Raw genomic sequence first — 26,422 nt, forward strand, 5'->3', positions numbered from 1 at the left:
GCTCGCCTCCGAGAATCAAAGATAGATATTGAGCGGTCTCCAGAGCGTTCGCTATCGGCAGTCTATTCTGGACGGAACAAACTACGGGGCCTCGATTTGGACATTTTAGTGGTTGTTTGCCTACGTTCTGTGATCTCTATGGTGGCAACTCGGTCGATAATTAGGGTGATCGCTACCCTTTTCCGTTAATATCTCTCATGATATTTAGATGGATAGACGGCGCTTTCTCTCGACTGTCGGGGCGGGTACGGTCACCGGCATAGCTGGCTGTACCGGACCGCCCAACCGACAGGACCCGTCGGGCACCGGGCGTCCGCGACTAGGTGTCGAGGGACGGTGGCTCACGGATCCGAACGGCACCCGTGTGGTCCTCCGTGGCGTCACCACCGTCGACCCCTGGTGGGGGACGAAGCATGCCGAGCGCCGCGGCAAAGCCTACTGGGACACGCTCGAACTTGCGACGGATCCCGACGCCGGCTGGCACTCGCACGTCCTGCGTGTCCCGGTTCGCCCTCGCTCGATTGCTGAAGTGGGCCTCGAGACACTCGTCGAAGAGTACCTCGACCGAGTGGTGTCACTGGCCCGTGACCGCGATGTCTACGTCATCATCGCCTACGGTGCGACGGAACGCTACGATACCGCCGAAATCGATGACCGACTGCTAACGTTCTGGAATCGTGTCGCTCCACGCTACGCCGATGAGACGCACGTCCTCTTCGACCTATTTAGCGCACCTGGACAGCCAGCAGAAGACGAGCGACAGACGTGGCTCACCTGGCGGGAGACCGCCCAGCCATGGGTCTCACAGATTCGCGATCACGCACCCGAGACCCCGGTCATCGTCGGGTCACCGGGGTGGAATTCGCTGACGAAATACGCGACAGCCGATCCCTTCGGCGACGACAATATCGTCTACGCCTTCCACGTCAATCCCTCGTGGGACCCGGATACCTGGGAAGAGACGTTTGGCGACCTGGCGTTCGACATCCCCCTGTTCGCGACAGAATGGGGGTACGTCGGCGTCAACGGAGACGGCATCCCCGCACACTTGATCGGGTCAACCGACGACTGGGGCAAGCCGTTCCGTGCCTGGCTCACCACACACACGAACGTGAACTGGTGTGCCACGACGTTCGATTCTATCGGTCAACCCCGGATGTTCGATACCGATTGGGAACTGCTCGGTGGCGACACGCACATGGGTGCACTCACGAAAGAGTGGTTGGCGGAGACGCGCACCGAACAGTGGCCCCCCGGTAGATCGCCCGATTCTGCGCAGTCAGGAACAGGAAATCGCCCACCAGCACCGCCGTCGGAAATCAAAGTGACGGAGCGCACCCAACAGTCGCTCAGTATCGCCTGGTCCGAGTCTACCGATCCAGACGGTGACAGGATCGTCCAGTACCGCGTGCGCCGTGATGCCGTCGAAGTTGCAGTCCTCGGCGGAACGGCGCGAAAACTCACCCTGACCGATCTGGAGGCGGGCGAGACGTACCAGATCGGCCTGACCACCGTCGACGAACACGGACGCTCCTCGACCCAGGAGACAACGATTACTGCGACCACACAGAGCGTGACACAACCCGAAGCGATCATCGAACGGACGAGTACCCCACCGACGATGGACGGCACGCTGACTGAAACGTGGTCGGACGTCCCGGCACACCAGATAGAGACTGCCATCATACAGGACTCCCGAGAGACTGACTTCCGTGGCGAGTGGCGGGCGCTCTGGGACGAGTCGGCGCTGTACTATCTGGTTGTTGTCGAGGACCCCACCGTTACGAGCGAATCCGACGAGATGTATCAGAACGATAGCGTCGAGATATTCATCGACCCCGATAACAGCCGTGGCCAGTCGTATGATGGCGACAACGACGCACAGATATTATTCGAACGAGGACACAACATTGCAGTCCCCGGGTATCACACATTCGACGGATTCAGCTACAAGCAAGTCGATGTCAGCCAGACCGAGACCCCAGCGGGGTGGCACCTCGCCGTCACACTGCCCTGGGCCGTCCTCCAGACGACACCGATAGTCGGCCATCGTTTTGGCACCAACATCCACATCAACGACGATGGCGACGGCGGTGATATCAACAGTAAGTACAGCTGGTTCTCCGCAAACGGTGAGGCCTGGATGAACCCCTCCACGTTCGCGCTCGTCGAACTCGGAGAATGAATCCCGGTTCGAGGACCATACCGAGTTTCGTTCGCACCACATCGGTACCAGAAGCCACTGACCGATCGTGTTCTGTCCGATACGTCACAGCGAGCAGCGATATCGCATTCACGCCACAGAGAGTGTACGCGATCGAGAGTGGCGTCCTGGACCGTCTCGCCGCTGTGCCAGCCGGGATATCGATCTCCTCACAGAACACCGAACCTCGTCTACGAACAACTGCGAAGTGTGCAATTCGCCCCGTCCCTCGGTGAACACCCCCTGATCGGTGTTACGTTCGCGCTTACCGCCCTCATTTTCGTCGGGAATCTGGCCGCGATGGGTTACTGGGCCCGTGCGGAGGCCGAGGCGCGAAACGGGTCGGTGTTCTGGACGTTCGTGATTCTCTCGTCAGGTTTTGGGCAGATCTACGACATCTGAGTCCGCTACGTCCGGGACGACTGGGGAACACACACGGACCCAGCCGACCGGCGTGAGCGTGTGGCTACCGCCTACTCGCTGGCCGTCCTCCTCGCGTTCGTGATCGGCGCGGTCGTTACGCCGCCAGACCCGATGGCGCAGGTCCTGGCGCTCCCACCACTGTTCGCGGTCTCGTTCGTCGTCTCGTATCTCTTTGTCACCCAGCGATTGGGCTGGGCAAGCGGTGAAACTACTGCGTAAGGTAACTGGGATGTGAACCGCTACGTGCAACGGGCCCGCTCGTCGTTCGAGGTGCCCTGACACCGAGGCTGTCACCCCTCGTTCTCTGGATATCCTCGACAATCGAGGTACGCGTTCGTGTAACACACCGGTGAAGAATTAACACACTGTCGTTTGAAGCGCCTGCATGGACATCCGACGGAATCTCTACGTCGCTGCATTCGTTGGTGCATCGTTGTCGTACATCTTCAACGTGCTTGCGTTCACCGGTACCTTCGATGGGTTCCGCTGGTTCGTGTTCGCCGTGGGTTTTCTCGGCGTTACTTTTGGGTTTGAGAAGTTCATGGGGTGGCAGACCGGATAGCAAGAGTGTCGATTGGGGAGAGTTGCCGTTCAGTGCGGCAGACAACTTCTGTATCGGCCAGACCGATCCTGACAGCACACCGGTAGTTAGTTGGGGATTTGCTGAATAAGGGGCGCGAGAGGTATGTTTGAGGCTGATGACCGCGCCCGCCGTCGTTGCTCGGCAACCTCGGGGCGTGTTGGGGCGTTCCGTGCTCATGTCTGAGTTCACAGTTGCAGTCTCATGGTTCAGTCCGCCCGCACACACTTTTCTCGCGGCGGATTTTTCAACTTCAATTGAGAGAGCAACGGCTATCCCGAGTTGAATACATAAGAAATTCGTCACATCTCTGGCCCTTTAACGGCCCTCACTCTCACGGCACTATCTCACCGCACCGCTCCCCCTATGATAGTAACACGTCTACTATGGTACATAAATGAAGTAAGAAGCATCCCCCGCCGCCTCAGATGAAGTCCTCCAGTCCTGCGGGGTCCTCCTCCTCGAAGTCCGCAAGGAGTGTCTGATTGCGACCGACGGCGGTGGATTTCTCCCGACCAGCTCGCACCTCTACGTCCTTGCGGGCCATCACCTCTTGAACGGATTGCTGAGTGATGCGGAACGCCCGTCCGATCTCTGCCTGCGACATCTTCTTTTCGTGGTGGAGGAACCGCAAGACGGTACGGTCCCACCACGGCTTATCGAGTTCAACTATAGTAGCCATTGAAAGTCAATGCACACCCGATCGCACGACTGCAGTGCGATCGGTGTGTAATTCGTTTCAATTGTTACTATAGTCGGCGTAGAATTTCGACGTGAGAGCGGTGGGAAAAATACCATCCGGCGTGCTGCGGTGGGTCTCCCAGTCTGTGATTCTGCTGTTGTACTTCCACGCAATGAGGCGGCTTCGGGACTACTGACCGAGGACCGGAGCTTTCAGTTCCGCGACTCGCCCGAGAATCCGCTCGACGTTCGCTTCTGAAACGCCGTTCTCTCGCAGCGCCGTTTCGAGGTGTTCGGCCACCGCCCGGAAATCTGCCTCGCCGAGATCGAGATGGGAGTGGGCTTCGCGCATATCCGCACCGCTGTAGTCGACGGGGCCACCGGTGACCGAACTGATGAACTGAATCTGGTGTGCCCGCAGCTCCGTCATGTCCTGGTCCGCGAAGTAGTGATTGATTCGCTCGTCGCTGAGGACAGCGTCGTAGAAGTCTGACACGACCGCTTCGACCGCGTCACGACCGCCGATCTGGTCGTAGAGTTGCTCCTCCATTGTTGCGGCCCGGGATTCCCGCGGAAGTAGCATAATGGCAATTGCGAACATCTTCGATTGATTTATGTCAACATCACACAACCGAATGGACGGAAGATTCCCAACGATTTCGAGATAGAGTCCCTCTTCTCCGTCGGAATCGTATTTCCGGCCCTGCGTAGTGTGACGGCACACTAGTCTTTTCAATCAGTCACATACGGAGCGGTATGAGTCGCAATAGACTGTCGGACCAACCTGATCCGCTAGGGTATGATGCTTTTCTGGGTACATCATCCACCAGCTCTCGTCGAGTTTCTCGCTGACAGCGTTATTCATGCCCCTCCGAGACCTTTCGGCAGTATTCGGTTGCAGCTGCCGCTGCGGTCTCTCCATGGCCTTCAACTGGCACACCCTCCTGTGTCGCCAGCCAGCGATTGTCGTCTTGTTCCCGAAGGACGATCGTCGTCCAGCGTTCTTTGCGTGAACCGTGGGTGAGTTCGTCGGTAACGGCCATGTGGGACGGTGGGAGGTACAGGATAAAGGGCGTCAGCCATACCCGGAGTGAAAGTGAAACTGAACGCACTGACCCTGGGGCACCCGATCGACCCATCCACACCGACTGGCGTGGGAATCAACCCCAACTCGAACCCCGCGTCTCTGCACGCGTCGAACGCGCTTTCGACGACATCGTCCTCGCCGTCGCCGACGTAGAATGCCATGACCGCCGATCCCGCTGGCATGGTTTCGTCCTATCGCTGTGTCGGTCGCTACTTTATCGTTCAGTTCCGCCGGCCAGCAAAATACGGGCGGTGACGCGTGCCTTGGAAACGTCTTTGGCACTCTCGATGCGTGAGAGGGGCCGGATCGCTCGCGTGTCCGCGAGTCGCGTTCCGAGATCAGTAACCGTGTCGGATTGCTTGAGTACCGTCTTGCTGGCTTTCAAGATTCGTTGGACTAGTAGAAGAGGTTTCGAACACGCTGGTCTGCACGCCATGGGTCTCCTGGCCGTCGGTGAGGCCGCCGTCGTCGGTGTCCGGACCCCACGATTCGGTCTGGTACTTCAACGTGGGATCCAGTCCGGGGGAACGATGGTCCGGGTAACTCGGTCGAGTCCAGATTCGTCCGTCACAAAACGCCTCCAACTGAATCGCTCACCACCTCGACCGACCCGTCGCTCGCAGCACCACCGTCACCGACGTTTCCCCGCGGTCAGTCGTGGTAGTCACGTCGAACCCGACGGCGAGGACGTGCGTGCGGTTGACCCGATTCTGGACGGCGACGCCGCGGTCCGAGTGACAGTCCCCGAACTGTCTGCCCGGACCTGTGGGACAATTGGCGGCGGCCCACTCACCGGCCGCCGTGTCGTTGTAGGCGACGGCATAGTACACGCCGTCCTCGACCCGCGACGTTCGAAGCCGGTCGACGCGCGGCCGGAGATCCGTGCGGAGACGGGTCACCGCCGACTCGTTCGCGGCCCAGGCGAACTGTCTCGGAATCGACGCGCTCTCGGTCGCGACCGCACGGTCGAGGACCCGGAGCGCGTCGACGCTCGGGTCGTCGTACTCCGCCGTCGCGCGCACGTCGTCGTGATACCCCAGTTGCATCGACGCGAAAAGGATGGGGACCAGTGCGACGGCGACGAGCGCGGCCGCGACAAGGACCAGTTGGCCGCGCCGGGTCACGCGTACCACACCGTGATCCGGACGCGTCCGTAGCCGGTCGGGACCGTCGCGACGCCGGTGCTGACCCGCCGCGGCGTCGGCGTTCCGACGGTCCCGTGGGGCGTCTCGACCCGAAAGAGCACGTTCGCCGGGAGGATCCGAGCGACGCGGCGCTCCAGCGCGTCCCGCTCGCGCTCGAAGCCTTGCGGACTCGAAACGACCTCCTGCAACCGCGTCGCGCCGTCGTGTCGCGGCGCGTCGTTGGCGAGGACGGTCGCCGCGTCGGCCGCGTAAGCGTCGAGTTGCGGTTCCTGTCGGTCCGGCGCTGGCGTGCCGAGGGCGAACCCCAGCGCGACGCCGAGAATCAGCGTCGTCCCGATTGCGACCTCCACCAGCGAGAGCGGGAGTTGCGCCCTACGCATCGACGGTCACCACCAGCGTCGCCTTCGTGGCTCGCGTCGCGTCGTAGCCGACCGTCACGTTCCCGGTCGTCAACGGACCGGCGTGCTGGAAGCGGAGCCGCGTCGTCTCGTAGGGACTCAGCGTGACCTCGAAGGTCCCGTTCAGGCCGCTCTGGTTGTAGAGGACGGTTCGGTCGTTGGCGCGGACCGCCCAGACGGTCGCTCCGGCCGGCGGGTCGACCGTGACCGTCGCCTCCGCGCTTCGCCGGGGGAGCGTCACCGCATCGCCGCTCGAAAGGTCCGGCGCGAGGGTCCGCCGCTCGCTCGACTCCACGAGGACGATGCGACTGATCCGCGTTCCGCCCCGCGGCGTGCCGCTCCGCGCGAGTTCGGTCCCGGCCAGGTCGACGGTGACCGCGTACTCGCTCAACGCCGGTGCGGTTCGTTCGAGCGCCGCCCGGTCGAAGGCGTCGACACGCGACCGATTGAGGACGTTGTCGCGTGCGGCGAGCGGCCCGTCAGCCGCGACGAGGCGGTCGGCAACGGCGGCCGCGACCCGTCGCTCGTTCGGCGTCCGGTCCGCCCCGGCGATGGCGGTATCGGCCATCGCGACCCCCAGTCCGGTGACGATCGTCAACAGGACGAGCGCGACACCGAGCGCGGGAAGCGAGGTCTGACCGCGGGCGGTCGCGGTCTTTTTCGCCGTCGTCCTCGGACGGACGAGCGTGAGGTCACTCGACGCCGGCGACCTGCTGTTCGTCGGCGGCTTCGTCGCGGTGCTGTGTTTCGCCGTCGCCGGCTTCGTCAGCGTCGCCGCCCCGGCCGGCATCCCCGGGTTCACCGGCGCGCTGGTGTGGGTCTTCGTGGGCTTCGGCGTCGTCTTCGGGGCACTTGGCGTGGGCGGTGCGGCGCTCGTCTCGCTCCTGTCCGAGTGACTCATCGGTCATCCTCCAGGGTCACAGTCACGTTGCCGCGCGTTCCTGCGACGGTGACGACGGTCGGGCTTCCGCTCTCCCAGCTTCCCCTGAGTTCGGTCACCCGATCGGGGACTACGGGCCGCGTCCGTCCGCCGATAGACGGATCGGGATGGTCGAGGACGAGCGCGTCGCCGTCGGTCAGGACGCTGTACCCCGACCCGCCGATGGTCGCCGGAATGTCGACCCGAACGGTGGCGGAGACGACCCGAGCGTCGGGCGGGACGGCCTGTTCGACACGCGCCGTGGCCTCGGCGAGCGTTCGCTCCCCCAGTTCCGCCCCGACGGCGCTCTGGTACGCCGGGACGGTCCCGCCGTAGAGCGTGGTCGACAGCAAGCCGATGTACAGCAACACCAGTCCCATGCTCAGCAGTTTCTCCACGACGGTGCTGAGCCCCCGGTTATCCATGCCGTACCTCCGTCCGCATGTCGTGGCGGATCAGGTACAGCGTCCGCTCGCCCGGGAACGTGGCGACGACGCTGTCGACGCCGTCGCCGTCGAGGTCGGTGACGCGCGTCGTCGCGCCGACGCGCTGAAATGCCGCTTCGATGGGGCGTGGCGTCGCCGTTTCGAGCGCGACGCTGTAGTTGGTAGCCGGGAGCGTCTCGCGCTCGTGGCTGACGTTCAACCGCAGGGTCGCCGTCACGCCACCGCTTCCCGAGACGGCCACATCACTCGCGTTGAGGACCGGCGCGCCGACGATGACGGCGGTGTCGTCTCGCGTGGCCGTCACTCGCGGGCGCCGTTCGAGTCGTGCGTTCCCCGGCGGTCCGCGAACGACGGCACCCCCGAGGTAGCCGACGCGACTGCTGTCTGACTCGTACACCATCGCGTCGATGGGGACGGTCCGCTGGGTGCCCGCGTCGTCGAGCACGCGAAGCTCCCGGTCGACAGTCGTCAGTCGCCCTTCGGAAACCCGGACGCGAACCGTCCGGTGACCCGTTTGCTCGACCGGTCGAAGCGACGCGTCGAACGTGTTCGCGACGCGGGCCTCGTCGGCGGTCGCGGTATGACCGTCGACGACGGTCCCCACGACGGCCGTCAGCCCGCCGAGTGCGACGACGGTGAGCCCGAGTAGCAGGACGACGCCGACGACGTGTGACTGTGCCTCGGTATCGGCGATCAAATCAGACCAGCCCCCGCGTACACGACGTAGGCGACGAGGACGAGCCCCGAGGAATGCAAGAGCGCCTCGTAGACGCCGCGGCTCGCCGTCCCAGCGAACCACCCGCAGGCCAGCATCGTCGCCTGCGTGACGACGTAGAATCGAAATCGCTCGCGGACCGGATCGATCGCGTTCGGATCGAAGGCGACGGTCGCGCTCCCGGACACCGACGACAACTGCGCGAAACTGTCGAGCACGTACACGTTGACCGCGACTGTGATCCCCACGACGAGCAACGCCGTCGTCCAGCCGACGGCGACGTAGACGAGCAGTGCGGATCGGAGCGACTTTCGGAGGTGGTAGAGAGAGCCTATTTCAGCCTGTAACGTCTCGAAGACGTCTTCTGCGTCGCTTCCGGTGTCCAGCGCGCCGACGACTAACCCGATAGTCTGTTCGGCCATCGGCGTCCCGACGCGGTCGACGAACTGGTCCAGCGCGGCTGCCCGGCGGTCGGCTGCGGAGTCGCCGGGGCTATCGCCGAGTGAGAGCGTGAACGCGAGCGACTGCACGTCCTCGGAGAGCGCACCGAGTTCCACGTCTTCGGCGACGCGACGGACGGCGTCGGGGAAGGGGCGACCGAGCGCGACGTGGCCGGCGACGGCGTGGACGAAGTCCTGAATCTCCCGGTCTTTCGCGTCGTCGACGCGGGCGCGCCGGATCGTCACCGCGCCGACGGGGACTCCGACGGCCACGTACGACAGCAACGCGACGTTGGTGGGCCTGTAACCGAGCGACCAGAGCCCCACGGCGACGGCACAGCCGAGTGGCAGCGAGGCGGCCAGCGCGCTCGCAGGGTTCGCGTGGACCGTCGACAGTATCGAAACGGCGTCTTCCGGGAGCGAGTAGGTCGGTGCGGCCGTGTTCCGCGGCCTGAGTGTCGCGACGACGAACGCTGCCAGTAAGCCTGCTGCCAAGACGAACGCCGCACTTCCGTAAACGACGATCGCGCGGACCGTGGTCTCGCCGACGGGCGTCGGGATCGGTTCCGAGAGCCCGGGCGCGAGAATCCCCATGACTGTGACGATGAGGACAACGAGCGCAGGAAGCACCAGGAGCACGACGAACAGCTCGGCCAGCAGTTCGAGGTAGCCCGTCGCCCGCTCGTGCTGTCGGCTCTGTTCGTGTGAGAGCAGTCGTCCCTCCATCTCCAGATACCCCTCCAGCGCTTCGGCGCTCTGGTTCGCGTGTTCACGGAACTTCAGGAGGAACGGGGCGAGCAGTTCTCGCGACGGGGTCTCGCTTGCAACTCGCTCTATACCGGTGTCGAGGCTGCCGGTGAGAATACCCTGATTGAGGGCGCGTCTGAAGGCAACGGCCGTCTCGCCGTAGGCATCCTGCTCAGCGACGGCGCGAAGCATCTCTCGGCGGTCGTGCGTACCTGACGCGAGCACCCTGAGATACCGGACCGCTCCCGGGAGCGTCGCCGCGATGTCCGTGCGCCGGGCGGTCGCGACCCACGAGAGGTATCGATTGCCGGCGAGAAACACGACACGCCGGAGCACGAGGCCGACGAACGCCCCGATGCCGGCCGCGACCAGGGGCCTGGGCACGCGCGGGAGCGGCAGACGATTGACGACCGGGAGGCTCTGCTGGAGCACCGCGATCAGTGAGCCGAAGGTCGCCGCCGGCAACAGCAGGGCGACCGCCGCCGTACAGAGCGTGCCGCCGAACAGCGCGAGCCACGACAGCCCGTACACACGGGCCACGAAGACGCCGAATCCGGCTCGCGGGTACGCCGCCCGGTATCGGTCACGGGTGGTCGCGTGCCGATCGTCCTCGGCGTGGTGAGCGAACAGGGCGTAGAGCCCGCGATCCAGCAGCCCGAGCGTCGGCCCCTCACTGCTCACCGGTGTCGACCTCCAGATGTGCGGGCTCGTCCCGACCGGCCCGCCGCCGCAGACGCTCGACCGTCGCGGCCTCGTTCGTCTCCAGATCGGCCAGGATCGCGAACAGTTCGTCGAAGTCGGTCAGCCCCTCCCTGACGAGGTACTGGACGTACCGATGGCGGCGGTGAAACGCGTCCTCGACGGCCGGGACCGATTCGTCGCGGAGCGACGCCAGTCTGTCGAGAATACCGGTGTCGACACGGCGCTCGTCGTCACCGAACTGCGGATGCTCGTAGGCGAAGTCGAAACTCCCGTCGGGTCGCCGCCGGCAGACGCTGTTCCAGTGGATCGTCGTTCCGCCCTTCCGAATGGTCCCGCCCCGGTCGCGATCCGTGCCGACGGGGTCGTCGACGAACTCGACCACCTCGCCGACGTAGCGCTCGCCGTCGACGTGCCGCGGGAAGACGACGAGGTCGATCTCGTCCAGGAGGTACGTCGGCAACCCTTTCTCGATGACGCGGTTGACTAGCGACTCGATGTCGTCCGCGTGTGTCGTCCCGATGACGCCGTGGCCTGTGTTGAGCGTCTCGGCGAACGTCTCGAACGAGGCACCCGTGTTGATCTCGGCGATGACCTCCACGTCGGGGTTGAGGTAGTTGCACTGGGTCATCAGGTCGGCCATCGTCACGCGCCGGTGGTCGCGCTCGTGATCTCTGGTCGTCAGCGAGACGCCGGTTTCGTGGGGGATGCGCACCTCGCGCGATCCCTCGTCGATGCTGATCGGCCGGTCGCGGTAGGGGATGAACGGCATGTGCGCGTTCATGAGTGTGGTCTTGCCGGCCCCGGTCGGCCCCGAGAAGAGGACGACGCCGTGAGACTCGTAGAGCAGCCACAGCAAGGCGACGAGTTCCGTCGGGAGCGAGTCGCGTTCGACCAGGTCGATCGGCGTCATCGCGTCGGCCGACTGCTTGCGGATGGAGATGTGCGGACCGTCCTCGCTGATGGTCGGCAGTGCCACGGCACAGCGGATGGTGTCGTCGGCGTCGTGCAGGCCGGTCCCGTCCGGGTCGACGTTGACCTTCGCGCTCGGATTCGAGGCGTTGAGTTCGACGCCGTCGTCGGCCGCCAACTGGGTGACGACGTTGACGAACGCGGCCTCGGAGTCGAAGGCGAGGTTAGTCGGGACGCGGCCGTCGTGGCCGAGATCTGCTCTCGGAAGGACCTTCACCCGCTCGTCGACGCGGTTGGCCTCGATATCTTCGAGCGTGTGGTCGCGGATCGGGACGGTGAGCTTTCCGTAGCCGACGAGGTCCCGGAGAACGTAGTACAGCAGGTCGTCGAGTCGGTCGTCGGCGAAGCGGTGGTCGACCGGTGGGACAGCGAGGTCGAGTTCCGCGAGCGCCGACCGCAGTCGGTAGCGGGCAGCGTCGACCCACTCGGTCGTGTTTCGAACGGTCAACTGTCGCGCCAGCAGCGAGCGAGCGCGGTCTCTGACGAACTCGACGCGGTCCTCGACGACCCCTTCGACGCCGGTCTCCCACACCCGCTCTTTGCACACTTCGATGAGGCGCTCGTCGCCGGGCAACAGGTCGGGCTCGCGGACGGCGTACTTCGTCGTGAACGGGTCCGTACCGAGGAGGTGTTCGCGGTAGACGATCACCGGGATCTCGAACTCGTGGAACCGAACGGTGTGGCGCTCGACGCGCTCGCTCGTGAAGCGATCGAGATACTCCGGGTCGGGATCGAGAGCAGTCGACGCCGGTGCGTAGTCGTCCGTGTGCACGACGACCCCGTCCGAAGTTACGTCGGCAACGTCGATACGCGGGTCGAGTGCGTACGGCGTCAGGTCGTCGAAGCACGCGAGCGACGACAGCGCGTGGTACTCGATCCTGCGCCGACTCGCCGGCGTCGCGTCCACGAGACGGTCGATGACACGTCTGTGTTTCGCGTCGAAGCCGCCCTCCATCCGTTCGACCGCCCCCTCGCGCGTCCGGGGCCGTTCGACGTGCGCGCCGTCGAAGTACGACTCGACGGTCGACAGCGCATCGGCGTCCGCAGCCGAGAGGACCGGCTCGCGGACCTCGTATCGGAAGCCGCTCCCCGCTCGACGGACGGTCACGACGACGCCGGGCGACACCTCGTCCTGTTCGCGAACGTCCGGGGCGTACCAGGCGTCGGTGTCGTCCGGTGGGAGCGGTTCGGGAACCACCGGCGCGGCGTTCGTCTCGGCCCGTGTAGTCATACACGGGCGTAACTAACCATTCGTATTTAAATTTATAGAATTTGTGTTTGAATTATCCTGCTGGCAGAGGATAGTTTCGTTCCACGGCTCGCTCGTACCAGTGGGATCTCGAGGAGCGCTTCGCTAGCCGTCCGCGAGATATCGTGAAAAGAGGTGGTGGCGACGCGGTCATCGATCGCGGTCAATCCCTGCTCGCCTCCGCTATCGCGTCTCAGGTCAGATAGCCGAGGTCCTGGAGTTGTGCACGCATCCGGTCGTCGTACTCCGCCGCCTCGCCCTGCGAGTCGGGAATCCACTGGATCTCCTGGTCGACGACGGCCGACAGTTCCCGAACGATTTCGGGATTGTCCTCGCTCACGTCCGCCGTCTCGTCGGGGAGGTCGTACAGCACCTCGCGATGGCGGTTGCCGAGGTACTTGTGGGTCGCCGTCCGCACACACGTGTAGGGTTCCTCGAAGAACTGCGACGTATCGAACTCGGGATTGTACTTCCGATACTCGTCGAGGTGGGCGACGCCGCGCTGGCTGATCGCCCACTCGCGGTCTCCCTCGCGGAGGTCTCGCCCCTCGAACTGCTCGGTGAGGGTGTCCGTCAGGTTCGCCAGGGTGTACGTCATGTCGATGTGCTGTGAGACGTCCGTCTCCGTCGAGACGATACCGTCGATCCCGGAGACGACCATCGGAACGTTGATGAGTTCGTCTCGGAGCACCAGGTTGTGCCCGAGCAGGCCGTATTCGCCGAACATATCGCCGTGGTCCGCCGTGATGACGACGATCAGGTCGCGATCAGAACGTTCCCGGGCGGCCTCGACGATCCGTTCGACCGTCTGATCCGCGTAGCGGATCTCGGCGTCGTAGAGCGTTTTGGCCATCTCGGTCTGCTGTGGCGTCAACTCGCTCCCGTTCGCCATTCGGTCCATGATCGCTTCCGTTCCGTCGTATATCTCCTCGATCGTGTCGTAGGCCGCAGGCAGGTCTTTCCTGTCGTAGTACTCCTTTGCAACTGCCGAGATGGGGACGTACGGGTGGTGCGGCGACGGGACGTGGACGTAGGAGAACGCCGGCGAATCGGTGTCGGACTCGTTTCGCATCCACCGCCTGACCCGGGTCGAAAGCAGTTCGTTGGTGCTGTTCTCGATATCGCGTTTCAGCATGCGCAGATCCAGGGTCGGATTCTCCCGGAACCGCTTGAAGGCGAGCTTCCAGCTGAGCCGTCCCGTCTCGTCGAAAGTCGAGAAGTTCTCTTTCCTGAGCTTGATGAGTTCGCTGTGCGTGAACCCGGACGTGAGCCCCGTCGCGTCACTGATGTACGTCGACGGCGAGAAGAGGGCGGTTTCGTAGCCCGCTTCGGCGAGGACACCCGGCAGGGTGTCCAGTTCCGAGTGCAACTTTCGCTTGACTTTGCCGTCCTGACCGACGTTGTGCGTCGACAGGTACGACCCCGTGAGGATCGATGCGGTCGACGCCGGCGTCCACATGGACTGGCTGATGCAAGTGTCGAGTACCGTCCCGTCCGACGAGTCGGCGAGAGAGGCGATGAACGGCGTCGTATTCCGTTCGTACCCGTACATCGGCGTATGATCTGCTCTGACACTCTCCAGCGTCACCCAGAGGATATCACTGTTACCCACCACGACCCGTTCGAATAGCGGACGATACATAGTTACAAATCCCTTTACCACCCCCGTAACTAACCCGAGAAAGCGCCGGTCGGGACGGGCCGGTGGGGTTCCGGTGTCGGCGGGGATCGGACGGGTCTCGCGCTCGAACCTCGCGAATTCCCGAGGGAGGTGACGGTTACTTTCAGGTTACCGGCGTTCCGTCCACAGGACGTATTCAGCCGTACTGTGACGAGATCCCAGCGGAGACGAGGTGGGGCGACTATCGAGGCGGCCATCGAGAGGCACCGACCACCCGATCACACGATAGCAGTGGTGTCGATGTGTAAACCGCCTCGATCGGTACGATAACACAATACCGACAGCAGAGAGTGGTTCAGAGCGCCAGCGCGGGCTGTCCGCACCGCATTTATTCGCCGGCCCTGGGCCTGCTCACCACGCCGATAGCCCTGCGCACCCGCCGAGAACACCCCGACGAGACGAGCTCGCACGAAACAGGTCTCGAAGACACGGAAGTGACTGACTACTGCCTCGACGGCGACTCTGCGCTCCGGTGGTCACTCCCTTCGACACCAGAGCGCAGTGGTACACGCTCTCTAATACGCCCCTCACTCGCAAAAACGTCTGCGTGTTATTTACTGGAGTGGTCAGTAACGGTCCTATGGATATGGGTCTCCGTGAAATCTTCAGGGGGGAACGCTCTGTCTACGCTGTTGCGGCTATCGTACTGACGCTGGTGATCGGCACACTACTGATTAGCGTCAGTGTCGGGGGGATCGGGCCACTCGGCGACGAGGCCGGCGTCACCAATGAGACAACGACCGATGTCAGTGATCCTGACAGCTCGAACGGTTCCGACGCGGACGGCGCGGCGACTGGAAATACGGTGCCAGCAGAGCCAGTCCACATCGCGGGGAACCAGCAGGTCTGTCGATACGAGGTCCCCGAACCTCGGGAACCGGACATCACCGTGTCGCCCAAAGACGGTGCCGCTGGAATCCAGCGAGCGATCAACGACTCGGAACCGGGCGACCTGATCTACCTCGAAGGCGGCACCTACGAGATGAACTCGACGATTACGATAGACGGCGACGGGACGCCGAACGACCGGATCACGCTGGCCGGCCGGCCGGGCGAGCGACCGGTCCTGGACTTCTCACAGCTCTCAGCGCCGGACACGGACGATCCAGAGTTCGACTTCGGCGCGGCGGTCGCGGCCGAGGGAGACTACTGGACGATCAGGAATATGGAGGTGAAAGAGAGCCCCGGATTCGGCATTCGGGCACGCGGCGGCGAGAACCACCTGGTGTTCGAGAACGTGGAGTCCCACCACAACGTGCTGACCGGAATCGCCCTGATCGAGAGCTCTCACAACGAGATCAGACATTCCAAATTCCACCACAACTACGACGCGATGAACGCCGGCGAGCACGCTGACGGCGTCGGAATCAAGCAGGGTCCCGATCCGGAGGGCAAGACCGCCAACGAGAATCTGTTGTACTGCACGGACATGTACCTGAACTCCGACGACGGCTTCGACGGCTACCGGTCGAACGACAACGACATCTTCTACAGCAGAGCCTGGGAGAACGGCAAAGTGAGCGAGACCGAACTGGCCGAGTCAGGCAACGGAAACGGCTTCAAGTTCGGGCCACACACCGCGAGCGGGCACGTCGTCGTCGGGAACCTGGCCTGGGGGAACGTGCGCAAAGAGGAGGGCGAGTACGCACAGGGAACGGGATTCGACTACAACGGCGCCGAGGGGCCGCTCATCCTGTATCACAACACGGCGTGGAACAACGACATGGGCTTCGACTTCCAGAACGAGGGCGCGGTGTTGATAAACAACCTCGCGGTCGGGAACGCCGTCGAGAGCAGAGTGTGGACCAGTTATCCCGAGCAGTACAATCTCTTCACCACCGCCAACGACCGGATCATTTTCCAGAGCACCGATCCGTCCGACCCCGGGTTCCTCGTACCGGAACCCGGATCGGAACCGGTCGATGGGGGCGACACCATCGACTCGCTGACGTGGGTGACGGCACGGTCGGCACCGGACATCGGCGCACTGGAAGTCCGGGAAGACACGGACGAGACGCCGGGAGCGCAGGAGAACAGGACAGAGGGGAACCGCGATCTCGGCGACGAGGCCCGCGTCACGAACGCGCCTTCGCCCGTTCGTGATACCACCCACCGAACGCACCGAGCGGAACGACCAGCCAGCCAGCAGCGATAGCGGCGACCAACACGCTCACTGGCACCATCAGCGCGGTGAAGACGACTACGTCCCCGAGAAGCATCTCGCCGCGAATCAGATTCGAAATCCCGAGGAGGAGCGCGGGTCCGAACGCGCCGGCAGCGAGACTGCCGAGTGCAGTCACACCGCCGAACAGCGCGCCGTAGAATTGTCGGTCGTCTTTGGACTCCAACGTTCGCCAGAGGAGCGTCCCGAGGAGAAACGAGGTCGGAATCGCGATCGGGACCGCGAGCACGCCGACACTGAAGACGAATCCGAGCGTACTGTTCGTCACGCCAGCGAGACTGAGCAGCCACCTACCACCGAACCAAAGGCCGATCGCCAACAGCCCGTTTGCAACCATCGTGATGCCGCCACCGACATCGTGTCGATCTGCGTACGGGAGCCGTCCGGGGCCGAACCGATGGCAGAGTCGCGTTCCCATAGCTGGAAGTTCTGTAGACGTGCTAATGTGTCTTGTGCAGAATCACCACATCAGTGATACTGTTGTGTCATCACCAGCGGTGCGAGCCGCCGGACGCTGTGGAGTAGCCATCGCGTCGCCCGGCGGAGTCGGTTCCCAGTCGGAGACGAGAACGTGTCAGTCTTCGCGTGCCTTCGCGATCGCGTCCCGCGGCGCACCGCAATTCGGGCAGCCGTCGGGCCGTCCGTCGGCGAGGTCACCCATCTCGCTGCACTCGGGACAGCGCCACATGAGGTATCCCTCGCGGATCTCGTCTCCAGGGACGTTCTCGTCGCCGCCGAACGAACCGTCGGCGGTTGGTCGAGAACGCGATTCGAGCAACTGTTGAGTACTGGCTATCTGAGAACCCACCCTCGGTGTAGAGAACAGAGCCCCACACGATGCCCTCTATTCAATCGGTCGTAGCCGTGCTCTGCTCCGTGGCTGACCAGAGAGTCCCGGTGACCATCTGAGTGCGATCGTCCCGATAAATTACGGTCACTTCCCAAATTCAACCAATCTATCCATAGTATAGGTATTTATATTCAGGATCCAGTCTCTGTACCCATGTTTTGGCAATAAGCCATCATCATTCCGTCAGTTGAATACAATCAGCCACCAAATGTACCTACCTCCCCTCATTCGAGACATGTTCGGTAGAGAGGAGGTGATGACTGAAAATATTCATGTTTGCTTGATCGATGAGACGGCTTCGAATCCATCAGTTAGTCTGGTCTGCGGTGAGTGCCAGTTGCTTCGACAGCATTAGGTCCAGTCCACGAGGCTTCCGGGGAACTTCGACAGCAGTGTGGTCTCGTAGCTATCGCATACTAGCTCATCGCGGGCTTCCAGATCGGCGGATCTTGGGTGGGACACTGTGGTGCGCTAGCAGTTATCCGAATCTGGACCGACAGTAACAGTCGAGGTCTCGGCCCGGAGGAACGGATCCGCCACTTCCGCGGGGAGGTACACGGTCCCCCGGCGGGTCCGAGAGTCGAGTTCCACCGTCACTTCGATAGCGGTTTCGCCGTCTGAGACAGCGATGCTGTCGTCAGATCGGATTCCCGCTTCCGCTGCATCCTCGGGATGCATCTGTAGCGCCCGCTCGACGGGGCCGATATCGAACTCGCTGCTCCGGCCGCCAGTGACGAGGTGAAACCCGCTCTCGGTCTCGGCCGGGCCAGCCTGCTGGGCAGTCCCGAATACCCCGAGCCCATCGTCGGTCGCGAACGTGTCCTCGTACAGGACGCCGTCGTCGTCGAACGGCCACTGCCGTCCGCCGCCGTCGAGGTCGGGGTACGAGACCCCCGCGTATGTCGGAGCAAGCCGCGTCAGTTCGTCGAAAATCGCCGCCGGCCCCGAGTACTCGAAGTCGACCCGGTCGCCGACGAGTCGGTCACCGAGGTCGGCGAGGACAGCGAAGTCGGGACGGGCGCGGCCCGGGGGGGTCGCGGTTCGGGGCGAGCGCTGGACACGGCGTTCTAAGTTCGTGACGGTTCCCGATTTCTCCACACCGGCAGCGGCTGGCAGGACCACGTCCGCGTGTCGCGTGGTCCGATTCGGCATGATATCGAGGACGACGAGCGCGTCGAGGGCGTCCAGTCGCTCTCGAACCCAGTCGTCGTCGCGCTTCGAGATCGCGGGATTCTCACCGACCACGAGCGCGCCGCGAATGTCTCTCCCGAACGACTCCAGCAGTTCGTTCGCGGTTTCGCCCGATTCGGCGGGCGGCTCGACTCCCCACTCGGAAGCGACCCGGGCGCGTGCGTCGGGGTCGCCCACCGGCTGATGGCCGGGCAGGCGGTCGGGCACGCAGCCGGCATCGGTCGCCCCCTGCTCGTTGACCAGCCCGCGGAGGATGTACAGTCCGGTCCCCGGACGACCGATATTGCCGGTTAGCAACAGCAGATCGAGCAGTGCCGCGGCCGCGTCTCTGTCGCTGTCGGTGCCTTCGACGCCGGTGCCGACCAGCGCGGCGACGGTGTCGGCGTCCCCGACCCGGCGACCGACGCGGGCCACGGTTTCAGCGTCGAGACCGACCGACGTCGTCGCCGTCCCCCAGTCGAGTGACGCAAGCGATGCGGCGAACCGGCGGAATCCACGCGTCCGGTCCTCGACGAACGATCTGGCGATACCGTTCCCCTCCGAGAGCACGTGCGCGCTCAGCAGATCGAACACCTGCGCGTCCGTCCCGGGACGGGGCGCGACGTGAACGTCCGCCAGCCGCGTCGTCCGGTTTCCGACCGGGTCGATGTGAACGAGTGTCGCTCCCGCCTCGACTGCCGGGCGGACGAAGCTGTTGAAGGCGACGGGCTGGCGTTCCGCCGGGTTCGCGCCGGCGACGAGAATTACGTCGGCTTCCCCAATCTCCGAGAGACTGTTGGTTGTGGCCGGCCAGCCGACCCGCTCGGAGAGCGTCCGCGCGGCAGAGACGTGACAGAGCCGAGCGCGGTTGTCGACGTTGTTGGTCCCTATCGTTCGCGCGAGCTTCTGCAGGAGGTAGTTCTCCTCGTTCGTGCAGTGGGGGGCCCCGAGGAACGCGAGCGCGTCCGGACCGTGGGTCGACACCACCGCTTCGAACGCTTCGGTGGTGCGGTCGTACGCGGTCGCCCAGTCGACTCCGTTCAGGGTTCCGTCCCTGCGGATCTGTGGCTCCGTGAGCCGATCGTCGCCGACGTCGAACGCGTTCACTCCCTTCCGGCACAACCGCCCCTCCGGATTGGCCGGTCCTTCGACTCCCTGCGCGCGCTCCGCGTCGCCTCGTTCGAGGCGGCAGCCGACCGCACAGAGCGGGCAGACCGTCGCGGATGGGGAGGGATCGCTCATTTTCGGCCCGCTACCGATTTCTCACTCGGCGGCCCTGGGCCTTGAGTAACGTGACGAGGTACCCCAGTCCCGCCCGGGCGTCTTTCGTCCGGAGCGCGGAGACGGCACCGAGGAGTCCCATCGGCTCTGCATCACGCTGGGCCTCGCCGATAGCGCCGACGAAGCTGTTCATCCCTTCGACGGCGTCCTCGTCGACGTCCAGCGCGGAGAGGGCCTTCGCGGTGTCGACGAGCGCGGAGAGGTCGCCGCTTCGCTGGAGTTCGAGGACCACGTCCAGCGCGTCGACGAGGTCGTCGCCGTTGTCTTCGAGCATCGTCGCCAGCTCTTCGACCTCGTCCGGTGAGAGCGACTCCGTGAACGCCGTCGTGACGGTCGCGAGGTCGTCGACGTGGCCCTCGCGCTGGAGTTTCACGACGGTTTCGAGCGACGCCGAGAGGTCGTCGGCGTTCTCGCCGAGGTCGGTCGCCAGCGCGGCCGCCCCCTCTGTCGAGAGCCCCTCGGTCGCCTCGATGAGGTTCGCGGCGGAGTCGGTGATGTAGTCCAGTTCCGCTTCGTCCGCGCTCGCGATCATGAGGACTGCGGTGGTGAGCACGTCGTCGAGTTCGTCGCTGCTCTCGACCACCGCCGCGAGTTCGTCGCCGTGCTCGGCGAGCGCTTTGTCGAGCGCGGCCCGACCCTCGTGGTCGGTAGCGTCCTCGTGCTCGCCGTTCGTCGCCGTCGTCGGGTAGGAACGTCGTGGTTTCGCCATCTCAGTCGTCCCCCGTCGTGGTTTCGCCGTCAGTCGTCATCGTCGGTTCGGCGTCGGCCGGCGTGAGGCGGACGGCCGAGACCTTGAACTCGGGGGTCGCCGCGGCGGGGTCGAGGTGCTCCTCGTCCGTGAGCTGATTGACCGCGCTCTCGGCGAAGTGGATGGGGATAAAGACGTTCTCTGGGCCGACGCGGTCCGTGACCTGCGCCGGAACGACGACCTCGCCCCGTCGGGACTCGACGGTGACCAGATCGCCGCTCTCAACCCCGAGCGCGTCTGCCGTCTCCGGGTGGATCTCGATAAAGTCGCTCGGCGTGTACTGCATGATGCCCTCCTCGCGGTGGGTCATCGTGCCAGTGTGATACTGATAGAGGACCCGGCCGGTCGTGAGCGTGAACGGGTACTCGTCGTCGGGCGTCTCGGCCGGTTCGCTGTAGCCGATTCCCTGGAGGTTCGCCTTGCCGTTCTCGGTGTTGAACTCCTCCGTGTACAGCCGTTCGGTCCCGGGGTGACTCTCGTCCCAGCAGGGCCACTGGACGCCGCCCTCCTCGTCGACGCGCTCGTGAGAGACACCGCCGTACAGCGGGGTCAGCGAGTTGACTTCCTGCATGATCTCGGCCGTGTCGTCGTAGTTCCAGTCTCGTCCCATCCGGTTGGCGAGGTCCTGCAGAATCTTCCAGTCGGGCCGGGAGTCGCCTTTCGGCTCCATCACCTGCTTGACCATCTGGACCGTCCGGTCGGTGTTGGTGAACGTCCCCGTCTTCTCGACGAACGAGCAGGCCGGGAGAACCACGTCGGCGTACTGGGCCGTCTCGTTGACGAACAGATCCTGGACGACGAGGAAGTCGAGGTCCTCCAGAACGTCCTCGGCGTGGTTGACGCCCGGTTCCGAGAGGGCGGCGTTCTCGCCGATGATGTACATCCCGCGGATGTCGTCGTCGTCGGCCGCGAGGAACATCTGGGTCGTGTAGTAGCCGTACTCCTCGGAGATATCACAGTCCCAGGCGTCCTCGAACTTCGCCCGAATCTCGTCGTCGGCGATGTCCTGGTAGCCGGGGAAGTTGTCCGGGAGCGGGCCCATGTCGCCGCCGCCGCCCTGCACGTTGTTCTGGCCACGGAACGGCGAGACGCCGGCACCGGGTTTGCCGAGGTTCCCGGTTATCGCCGCGAGGTTCGCCATCGCGATGACGTTCTCGGTGCCGTGGGAGTGCTCGGTGAGCCCGAGCGTCCAGCCGAACACACACCGGTCGGCGTCGGCGAGGGTTTCGGCGGCGGAGACGATCTCCTCGTGCGGGACGCCGGTGACCTCCTCGACGCGCTCGGGGGTGAACTCCTGGACGGCCTCCTTCACGTCCTCGAAGCCGGTCGTGCGTTCCTCGACGAACTGCTCGTCGTAGAGGTCGTTCTCGATGATGTACCGGGTGAGGCCGTTGATCCAGACGGCGTCGTACCCGGGATTGACCTGACTGTACTGGGTGGCGTACTCGGCGATCTGGATCTCCCGGGGGTCGAACACCAGGAGGTCGCCACCGTCCCGGACGTTCTGTTTGATGCGGGTCGCAAGCACCGGATGTGCCTCGGTGGTGTTCGACCCCGTCAGGAGGATGCAGTCCGCGAGTTCCAGGTCCTCGGTGCTGATGGAGGCGGCACCGTAGCCGTACGTCTGGGCGAGGCCGGCGACCGTCGAGGAGTGACAGAGCCGGTTGCAGTTGTCGACGCTGTTGGTTCCCAGCACCTGCCGGGCGAACTTGCCCATCAGGTAGTTGTCCTCGTTGGTCGCCTTCGAGGAGGCGATCAGCGAGAGCGACTCGCCGCCGTGTTGATCCTTGATCTCGCCGAACCGCTCGGCGACCCGACCGATTGCCTCGTCCCACGTCGCCTCGCGGAACTCGCCGCGTTCGTCCCGGACCAGCGGCGAGGTCAGTCGGTCGTCGGAGTTGACGAAGTCGTAGCCGAACTTCCCTTTGACGCAGGTGGAGATGCCGTTGACCGGGGCGTCCTCTTCGTCGGTCGGCCGGGCGGCGAGAATCTCCTCGCCGTCGGAGTAGAGGTCGAATCGACACCCGACCGCGCAGTAGCCACAGGTCGTGTCCTCGACGTTCAATTCTTCGAGGCGCTTGTCACCGATGGACTGGGCGATCTCGAACAGCTTTCCCTCGGGGAGCGTGTCGGCAGCGACGCCTTCAGCGACGTGCTCGACGTTCTTGAGCGCCTGCTTCTTCGCCTCGTGCATGTAGCCGGCGACACCGTCGAGATCGTCACTCACGGCCACTCACCTCCGCTCCCGTCGTCGGGGACGTGTGGCGTCGGGTCGCTGTCCGCGCTCGAGTCGGCGTCGTCAGCCGTCTCCGCTCGTTTCTTCGGCGTCATCGGCCCCTTGGTCTGACCGCTACTCTCCATTGTTTTCCCGACGCTGTTCTTCTGCGTGAATCCGGGGATGGGGATCGTAGACGCGTCCTCGATCCCCTTCTCGACGAGCGAGCCCGTCGGGCAGACGGTCGCACAGTGACCGCAGGAGACACAGGTCGAGTCCTCCATCGTCTCGGCGTCGCTCTGGAAGCCGATGCGGGTGTCCTGACCCGACCCTTCCATCCGGAGGACGCCCTCGACCTGAACGTCGTTACAGGCCTCGACACAGCGGTTACAGAGGATGCACTTGTTGCGGTCGATCTGGATGAACGAGGAGGTGTCGTCGAGCGGTTCGTACTCCTCGCGGTCGTCGAGGACGCCGTAGCGGGGCTCCTCGACCTCCTGCTCGATAGCCGCGTCCTGCAGTTCACAGCGGCCGTTCTTCCCGCAGGTCGTACAGCGGAGATTGTGGTTCGAGAGGACGAGATCGAGGTTCACGTCGCGGGCCTCCGCGGCCGCCTCGGCGTCGGTCCGAATCGTCATTCCGTCCTCGGCCGGGTGGCTGCACGCCGGGACGATCCCGTCGCGCTCCGTCTCGACCATGCAGGTTCGACACTCGCTGCGCGGACCGATCTCCTGTCTGTCGTAGTTGCAGAGAGCGGGGACGTAGTCGTCCGTTTCGACGGCCTCGACGGCGTCCAGCAGGGTCGCCCCCGCTTCGACGGTGGTAGTCGTCCCGTCGACGGTGACGGTCGCCCGTTCCGCCCCGCCGACCGACGGATCGGCCGCGGTGCCCGGTGCGATCTCCTCGGTCAGTGGCGGTACGTCGTCGTGTGCGTGGTCTGAACTCATATCATGTCACCTCGACTGCGTCGAGACAGCTACTCGTGGGACAGCGGCCGTCGGCGTGGGCCCGCAGTTCCGATTCGAACTCTGTGAGTGCCGTCCGGGCCGGTCGACCGGCCTGAACGCCGAACGCGCAGATACTGGACGTGTCCATGACACGGGCCAGTTCCTCGATGTCTCCCGGGGCGTACTCCCCGTCGTAGATGTCCCTCAAGAGGTCCGCGAGCTGTGTCGTGCCCTCCCGACAGGGGACACACCGCCCGCAGTTCTCGTCGGCGGCGAACTGGGTCCGCTTGCCGACGAATTCGAGGACGCACCGGTCTTCGGCGAGGACGTGGACCGTTCCCTCGGTACCGAGACCCGCCTCAGTCAGCGTCGCCGGGTCGAGAGCGACGTCGGCGTCACGCGTGAGGCCGCCGAACCGGCCGCCGACGCAGGCGGCCTTGAACTCCCCGTCGATATCGACGGCGTCGAGGGCGGTTTCGAGCGTCTCGGACTCCGATACCTCGACCGTCGCGGGGTCCGCGACGTCGCCAGTGAGCGTCACCGTGCGCGTGTCCGGTTGCCGGCCGGTCCGGAGCGACACGGCGAGGTGAGCGAGGGTTCGGGGCGTATGAACGAGGGTCGGACGGCCGTGGAGACCGGTCGATTCGGGTCCCGGCGGTCGGATACGGGCCTCGAGTCGGTGGTTGCCCTCGATGGCCTCGAGCGCCATGGTCGGTTCGGCGGCCCGATACTCTGCAGGTCCCGTGACCACATCGACCGCCGGTGCAGGGCTGGGATAGTTCGCAGCGGCCTCCCTGACCGTCTCGACGGCGCGATCGTCGTCGACCGAGGTGTAGACGACGACGCTTTCGGCACCGACAGCCCGAGCAGCAGCGACGGCTCCGTCGAGGACCTCGAAGGGGGCACTGGACAGCAGGAGCGTGTCCGTGGTGTTCCCGTGTGCGTTCACGACGACGACAGGGTCGTCATCGGCATCTCGGGCGGTCTTCCAGGTCGCTGCGAGCGGTTCGTCGTGGCAGAGGTCCCCCCATCCACGGCCGCGGAGGTCCGCCGCGGCCTCCAGCACTGCCGTCGCGTCCGGGTCGGTGAATCCGCCAGCGGCCTCGTGGTCTTCGGGCTCAGTGGGGCGACGCCACCCGCAGGCGCCGAGAATCACCCGATCGCTGCCGCGCAGGCCCGGGAGGTCAACGGCCGGAAGGCGAGTCGCGTCCGGGTCGTGTTGGGCGACGGCGTCCCCCGCCGTGCTGACTGCCTCCTCATCGAGGCTCGCGGCTATCGCATCCATCTCCATCGGCGAGCACCGGGCGTGGAAGGCGGTCTCTCCCGCCCGGGTCACCGCCACGAGTGGTTCGATTGCAGGGAGGCCGGTCGAGCCGACTTCGACGACTGCCGCGTCGACATCGGTCGCGCGGTTCCGGAGCGCCCGACTCGGCCCGGCGGAAGAGATACGTATCGTCGTCCCATCGGTTGCTGTGATACGTGTCATCTGTTAGTGTATAGTAAGTGGTGCCGTCGTCAGGGGATAAATCATTGGGTCGGAATACCTTACCGTCCGACGGTATCTGCCCGCGCGCCGGCATCGGTCACTATCATAGCCAGTGACAGTCAGCGCGCACCCGATCACACAGACACGGGCCGAGTTGTGCGTCGATCGTCTCAATTGAGACGCTAGCCGAGGCGTAGCCGACGGCGACCGTCGAGCGGGCGACACCTGAGCACAGTGTGACAGCGACCCAATCGGCTATGTTTCGAGCAGAGGTAACGAGCGGCAGTCCTCAGTCACCGTGCCGATTCGGCGTCGGTTGGATCACACCGCTTGTCGCCGTCAGGACTGCTTTCTGACGGGTAACCGCATCTATACTCCAGAGAACCCCAGCGCCGTCATCCACCGCTACCGAAGCGAGGCATCGGTACCGTGACGGGCGCGAAATGGTGCGTGGTGGGACACACACCATGAAATGCCAGATGGGACCCGATTGGATTCGTTATGGACTACGACACTCACTGGGCAACGGGTCCGACTGGACCGAGAGGGGGAATACATAAAAAATCGGATTGGGAGAGACGAACGGGTTTATCACAGTCGGCCGGGATCGTCTCGCGATCGGTCACAGTCCGCCCGCCCGCGCTTGTTCATCACGGTTTAATACCGCGTACAAATCGGTGTGAGAAGTTACCACCGAAGGAGGACGACTCACCAGTACGATGGGACGGTACACGCGTTCAGCCGCGGATGGTGCACCCTCGAACGTCGGACAGCCGAGGAAATGCCCGAAGTGCGGGACAGAACTCACACACCGGGCGGGAACGGATATCTGTGGTTCTTGTAACTGGGTGAAGCGGCTCCCAACAGATTGACCGGACTGGCGACGATCGGGTTCGAGTCGTATTCGTTCCCGCTTGGACGCCGCACGGGCGAACGTCTTCGGGGGCTTCGCGAATCGCGAGTGACTGGCCGGGAACGGTGACAGAAGTGTCCGAAGGGGATAGATAGCTGACGCCCTCTTCTCGACGCTCTGGTCGGTTCGCTCCACCGGTGCTGATCTGGAACGTGCACACCTGAATGGCAGCGACCCACCGAGCACGGGAACCGGCGGGGTGCGCTTTCGGAGGCGTGTCACGCGGGCCAAATCGGCCGAGAACC

General features: G+C 64.3%; 22 protein-coding genes and 1 pseudogene. 5 read left to right on the top strand and 18 right to left on the bottom strand.

All coding sequences use genetic code 11. From position 1 onward, the window contains the following. Nucleotides 1-208 precede the first annotated feature (208 nt). From ACOZ4I_RS13190 to ACOZ4I_RS13205, 4 genes are all read left to right on the top strand, one after another. Entirely contained in the window at nt 209-2,185 is a 1,977-nt protein-coding gene (locus ACOZ4I_RS13190; RefSeq protein ID WP_424000268.1) for a sugar-binding protein, read from the top strand. A gap of 138 nt (nt 2,186-2,323) precedes the next feature. After that, the gene (locus ACOZ4I_RS13195) at nt 2,324-2,605 is read left to right on the top strand and encodes a hypothetical protein (protein WP_424000270.1); all 282 of its coding nucleotides are present in this window, start codon (nt 2,324-2,326) and stop codon (nt 2,603-2,605) included. Nucleotides 2,606-2,665: 60 nt separating this feature from the next. Continuing rightward, entirely contained in the window at nt 2,666-2,845 is a 180-nt protein-coding gene (locus ACOZ4I_RS13200) for a DUF7534 family protein (RefSeq protein WP_424000272.1), read from the top strand. Between the two features lie 166 nt (nt 2,846-3,011). Further along, nucleotides 3,012-3,188, top strand: a complete 177-nt coding sequence (locus ACOZ4I_RS13205; RefSeq protein ID WP_424000274.1) for a hypothetical protein — start codon at nt 3,012-3,014, stop codon at nt 3,186-3,188. Between the two features lie 442 nt (nt 3,189-3,630). Here ACOZ4I_RS13205 and ACOZ4I_RS13210 read toward each other — a convergent pair whose 3' ends face one another. From ACOZ4I_RS13210 to ACOZ4I_RS13260, 11 genes and pseudogenes are all read right to left on the bottom strand, one after another. Next, complete coding sequence (locus ACOZ4I_RS13210; RefSeq protein ID WP_424000276.1) at nt 3,631-3,813, bottom strand: hypothetical protein; 183 nt, start codon at nt 3,811-3,813, stop codon at nt 3,631-3,633. Between the two features lie 264 nt (nt 3,814-4,077). Next, complete coding sequence (locus ACOZ4I_RS13215; protein WP_424000278.1) at nt 4,078-4,437, bottom strand: group I truncated hemoglobin; 360 nt, start codon at nt 4,435-4,437, stop codon at nt 4,078-4,080. 1,130 nt (nt 4,438-5,567) lie between these two features. Further along, entirely contained in the window at nt 5,568-6,098 is a 531-nt protein-coding gene (locus ACOZ4I_RS13220) for a DUF7261 family protein (RefSeq protein ID WP_424004811.1), read from the bottom strand. After that, nucleotides 6,095-6,499 carry a DUF7262 family protein gene (locus tag ACOZ4I_RS13225; protein ID WP_424000280.1) on the bottom strand — a complete coding sequence of 135 codons (405 nt, stop codon included), beginning with the start codon at nt 6,497-6,499 and terminating at the stop codon, nt 6,095-6,097. The genes ACOZ4I_RS13220 and ACOZ4I_RS13225 overlap by 4 nt, the downstream gene beginning before the upstream one ends. Next, a pseudogene (locus ACOZ4I_RS13230) lies at nt 6,492-7,160 on the bottom strand (DUF7263 family protein); the annotation flags it as partial. The gene ACOZ4I_RS13225 and the pseudogene ACOZ4I_RS13230, both read right to left, overlap by 8 nt. Nucleotides 7,161-7,209: 49 nt before the next feature. Further along, nucleotides 7,210-7,425: a hypothetical protein gene (locus ACOZ4I_RS13235; protein ID WP_424000282.1), complete on the bottom strand. Its 216-nt coding sequence runs from the start codon at nt 7,423-7,425 to the stop codon at nt 7,210-7,212. Next, complete coding sequence (locus ACOZ4I_RS13240) at nt 7,415-7,861, bottom strand: DUF7266 family protein (RefSeq protein WP_424000284.1); 447 nt, start codon at nt 7,859-7,861, stop codon at nt 7,415-7,417. The genes ACOZ4I_RS13235 and ACOZ4I_RS13240 overlap by 11 nt, the downstream gene beginning before the upstream one ends. Continuing rightward, nucleotides 7,854-8,579 carry a DUF7289 family protein gene (locus tag ACOZ4I_RS13245; protein ID WP_424000286.1) on the bottom strand — a complete coding sequence of 242 codons (726 nt, stop codon included), beginning with the start codon at nt 8,577-8,579 and terminating at the stop codon, nt 7,854-7,856. The genes ACOZ4I_RS13240 and ACOZ4I_RS13245 overlap by 8 nt, the downstream gene beginning before the upstream one ends. Further along, a complete protein-coding gene (locus ACOZ4I_RS13250) occupies nt 8,576-10,465 on the bottom strand; it encodes a type II secretion system F family protein (RefSeq protein WP_424000288.1) in 1,890 nt (629 codons plus the stop codon). The genes ACOZ4I_RS13245 and ACOZ4I_RS13250 overlap by 4 nt, the downstream gene beginning before the upstream one ends. Continuing rightward, a complete protein-coding gene (locus tag ACOZ4I_RS13255) occupies nt 10,455-12,686 on the bottom strand; it encodes a type II/IV secretion system ATPase subunit (protein ID WP_424000290.1) in 2,232 nt (743 codons plus the stop codon). Before ACOZ4I_RS13255 ends, ACOZ4I_RS13250 begins: the two co-directional genes overlap by 11 nt. A 211-nt stretch (nt 12,687-12,897) precedes the next feature. Next, nucleotides 12,898-14,316 carry a sulfatase gene (locus ACOZ4I_RS13260; RefSeq protein ID WP_424000292.1) on the bottom strand — a complete coding sequence of 473 codons (1,419 nt, stop codon included), beginning with the start codon at nt 14,314-14,316 and terminating at the stop codon, nt 12,898-12,900. Nucleotides 14,317-15,190: 874 nt separating this feature from the next. On the opposite strand from ACOZ4I_RS13260, the gene ACOZ4I_RS13265 reads away from it, so the two are divergent. Beyond that, entirely contained in the window at nt 15,191-16,540 is a 1,350-nt protein-coding gene (locus ACOZ4I_RS13265) for a right-handed parallel beta-helix repeat-containing protein (protein ID WP_424000294.1), read from the top strand. On the opposite strand, the gene ACOZ4I_RS13270 is transcribed toward ACOZ4I_RS13265, so the two are convergent. The 7 genes from ACOZ4I_RS13270 to ACOZ4I_RS13300 form a co-directional block, all read right to left on the bottom strand. After that, complete coding sequence (locus ACOZ4I_RS13270; protein WP_424004812.1) at nt 16,461-16,904, bottom strand: hypothetical protein; 444 nt, start codon at nt 16,902-16,904, stop codon at nt 16,461-16,463. The genes ACOZ4I_RS13265 and ACOZ4I_RS13270 overlap by 80 nt on opposite strands. Before the next feature lie 237 nt (nt 16,905-17,141). Next, a complete protein-coding gene (locus ACOZ4I_RS13275; protein WP_424000296.1) occupies nt 17,142-17,345 on the bottom strand; it encodes a DUF7130 family rubredoxin-like protein in 204 nt (67 codons plus the stop codon). Nucleotides 17,346-17,888: 543 nt separating this feature from the next. Next, complete coding sequence (locus ACOZ4I_RS13280; RefSeq protein WP_424000298.1) at nt 17,889-19,829, bottom strand: molybdopterin oxidoreductase family protein; 1,941 nt, start codon at nt 19,827-19,829, stop codon at nt 17,889-17,891. Between the two features lie 10 nt (nt 19,830-19,839). Further along, nucleotides 19,840-20,577, bottom strand: coding sequence for a DUF1641 domain-containing protein (locus tag ACOZ4I_RS13285; RefSeq protein WP_424000300.1), 738 nt, complete (start codon nt 20,575-20,577; stop codon nt 19,840-19,842). Between the two features lies 1 nt (nt 20,578). Further along, nucleotides 20,579-22,810, bottom strand: a complete 2,232-nt coding sequence (gene fdhF, locus ACOZ4I_RS13290; RefSeq protein ID WP_424004813.1) for a formate dehydrogenase subunit alpha — start codon at nt 22,808-22,810, stop codon at nt 20,579-20,581. Nucleotides 22,811-22,839: 29 nt separating this feature from the next. Next, nucleotides 22,840-23,778 carry a 2Fe-2S iron-sulfur cluster-binding protein gene (locus ACOZ4I_RS13295; protein ID WP_424000302.1) on the bottom strand — a complete coding sequence of 313 codons (939 nt, stop codon included), beginning with the start codon at nt 23,776-23,778 and terminating at the stop codon, nt 22,840-22,842. A gap of 1 nt (nt 23,779) precedes the next feature. Beyond that, nucleotides 23,780-25,264, bottom strand: coding sequence for an NADH-ubiquinone oxidoreductase-F iron-sulfur binding region domain-containing protein (locus ACOZ4I_RS13300; protein ID WP_424000304.1), 1,485 nt, complete (start codon nt 25,262-25,264; stop codon nt 23,780-23,782). Nucleotides 25,265-26,422: the final 1,158 nt, after the last annotated feature.

The sequence above is a fragment of the Haloarcula salina genome (assembly GCF_049603855.1).
Taxonomy (GTDB): Archaea; Halobacteriota; Halobacteria; order Halobacteriales; family Haloarculaceae; genus Haloarcula; species Haloarcula salina_A.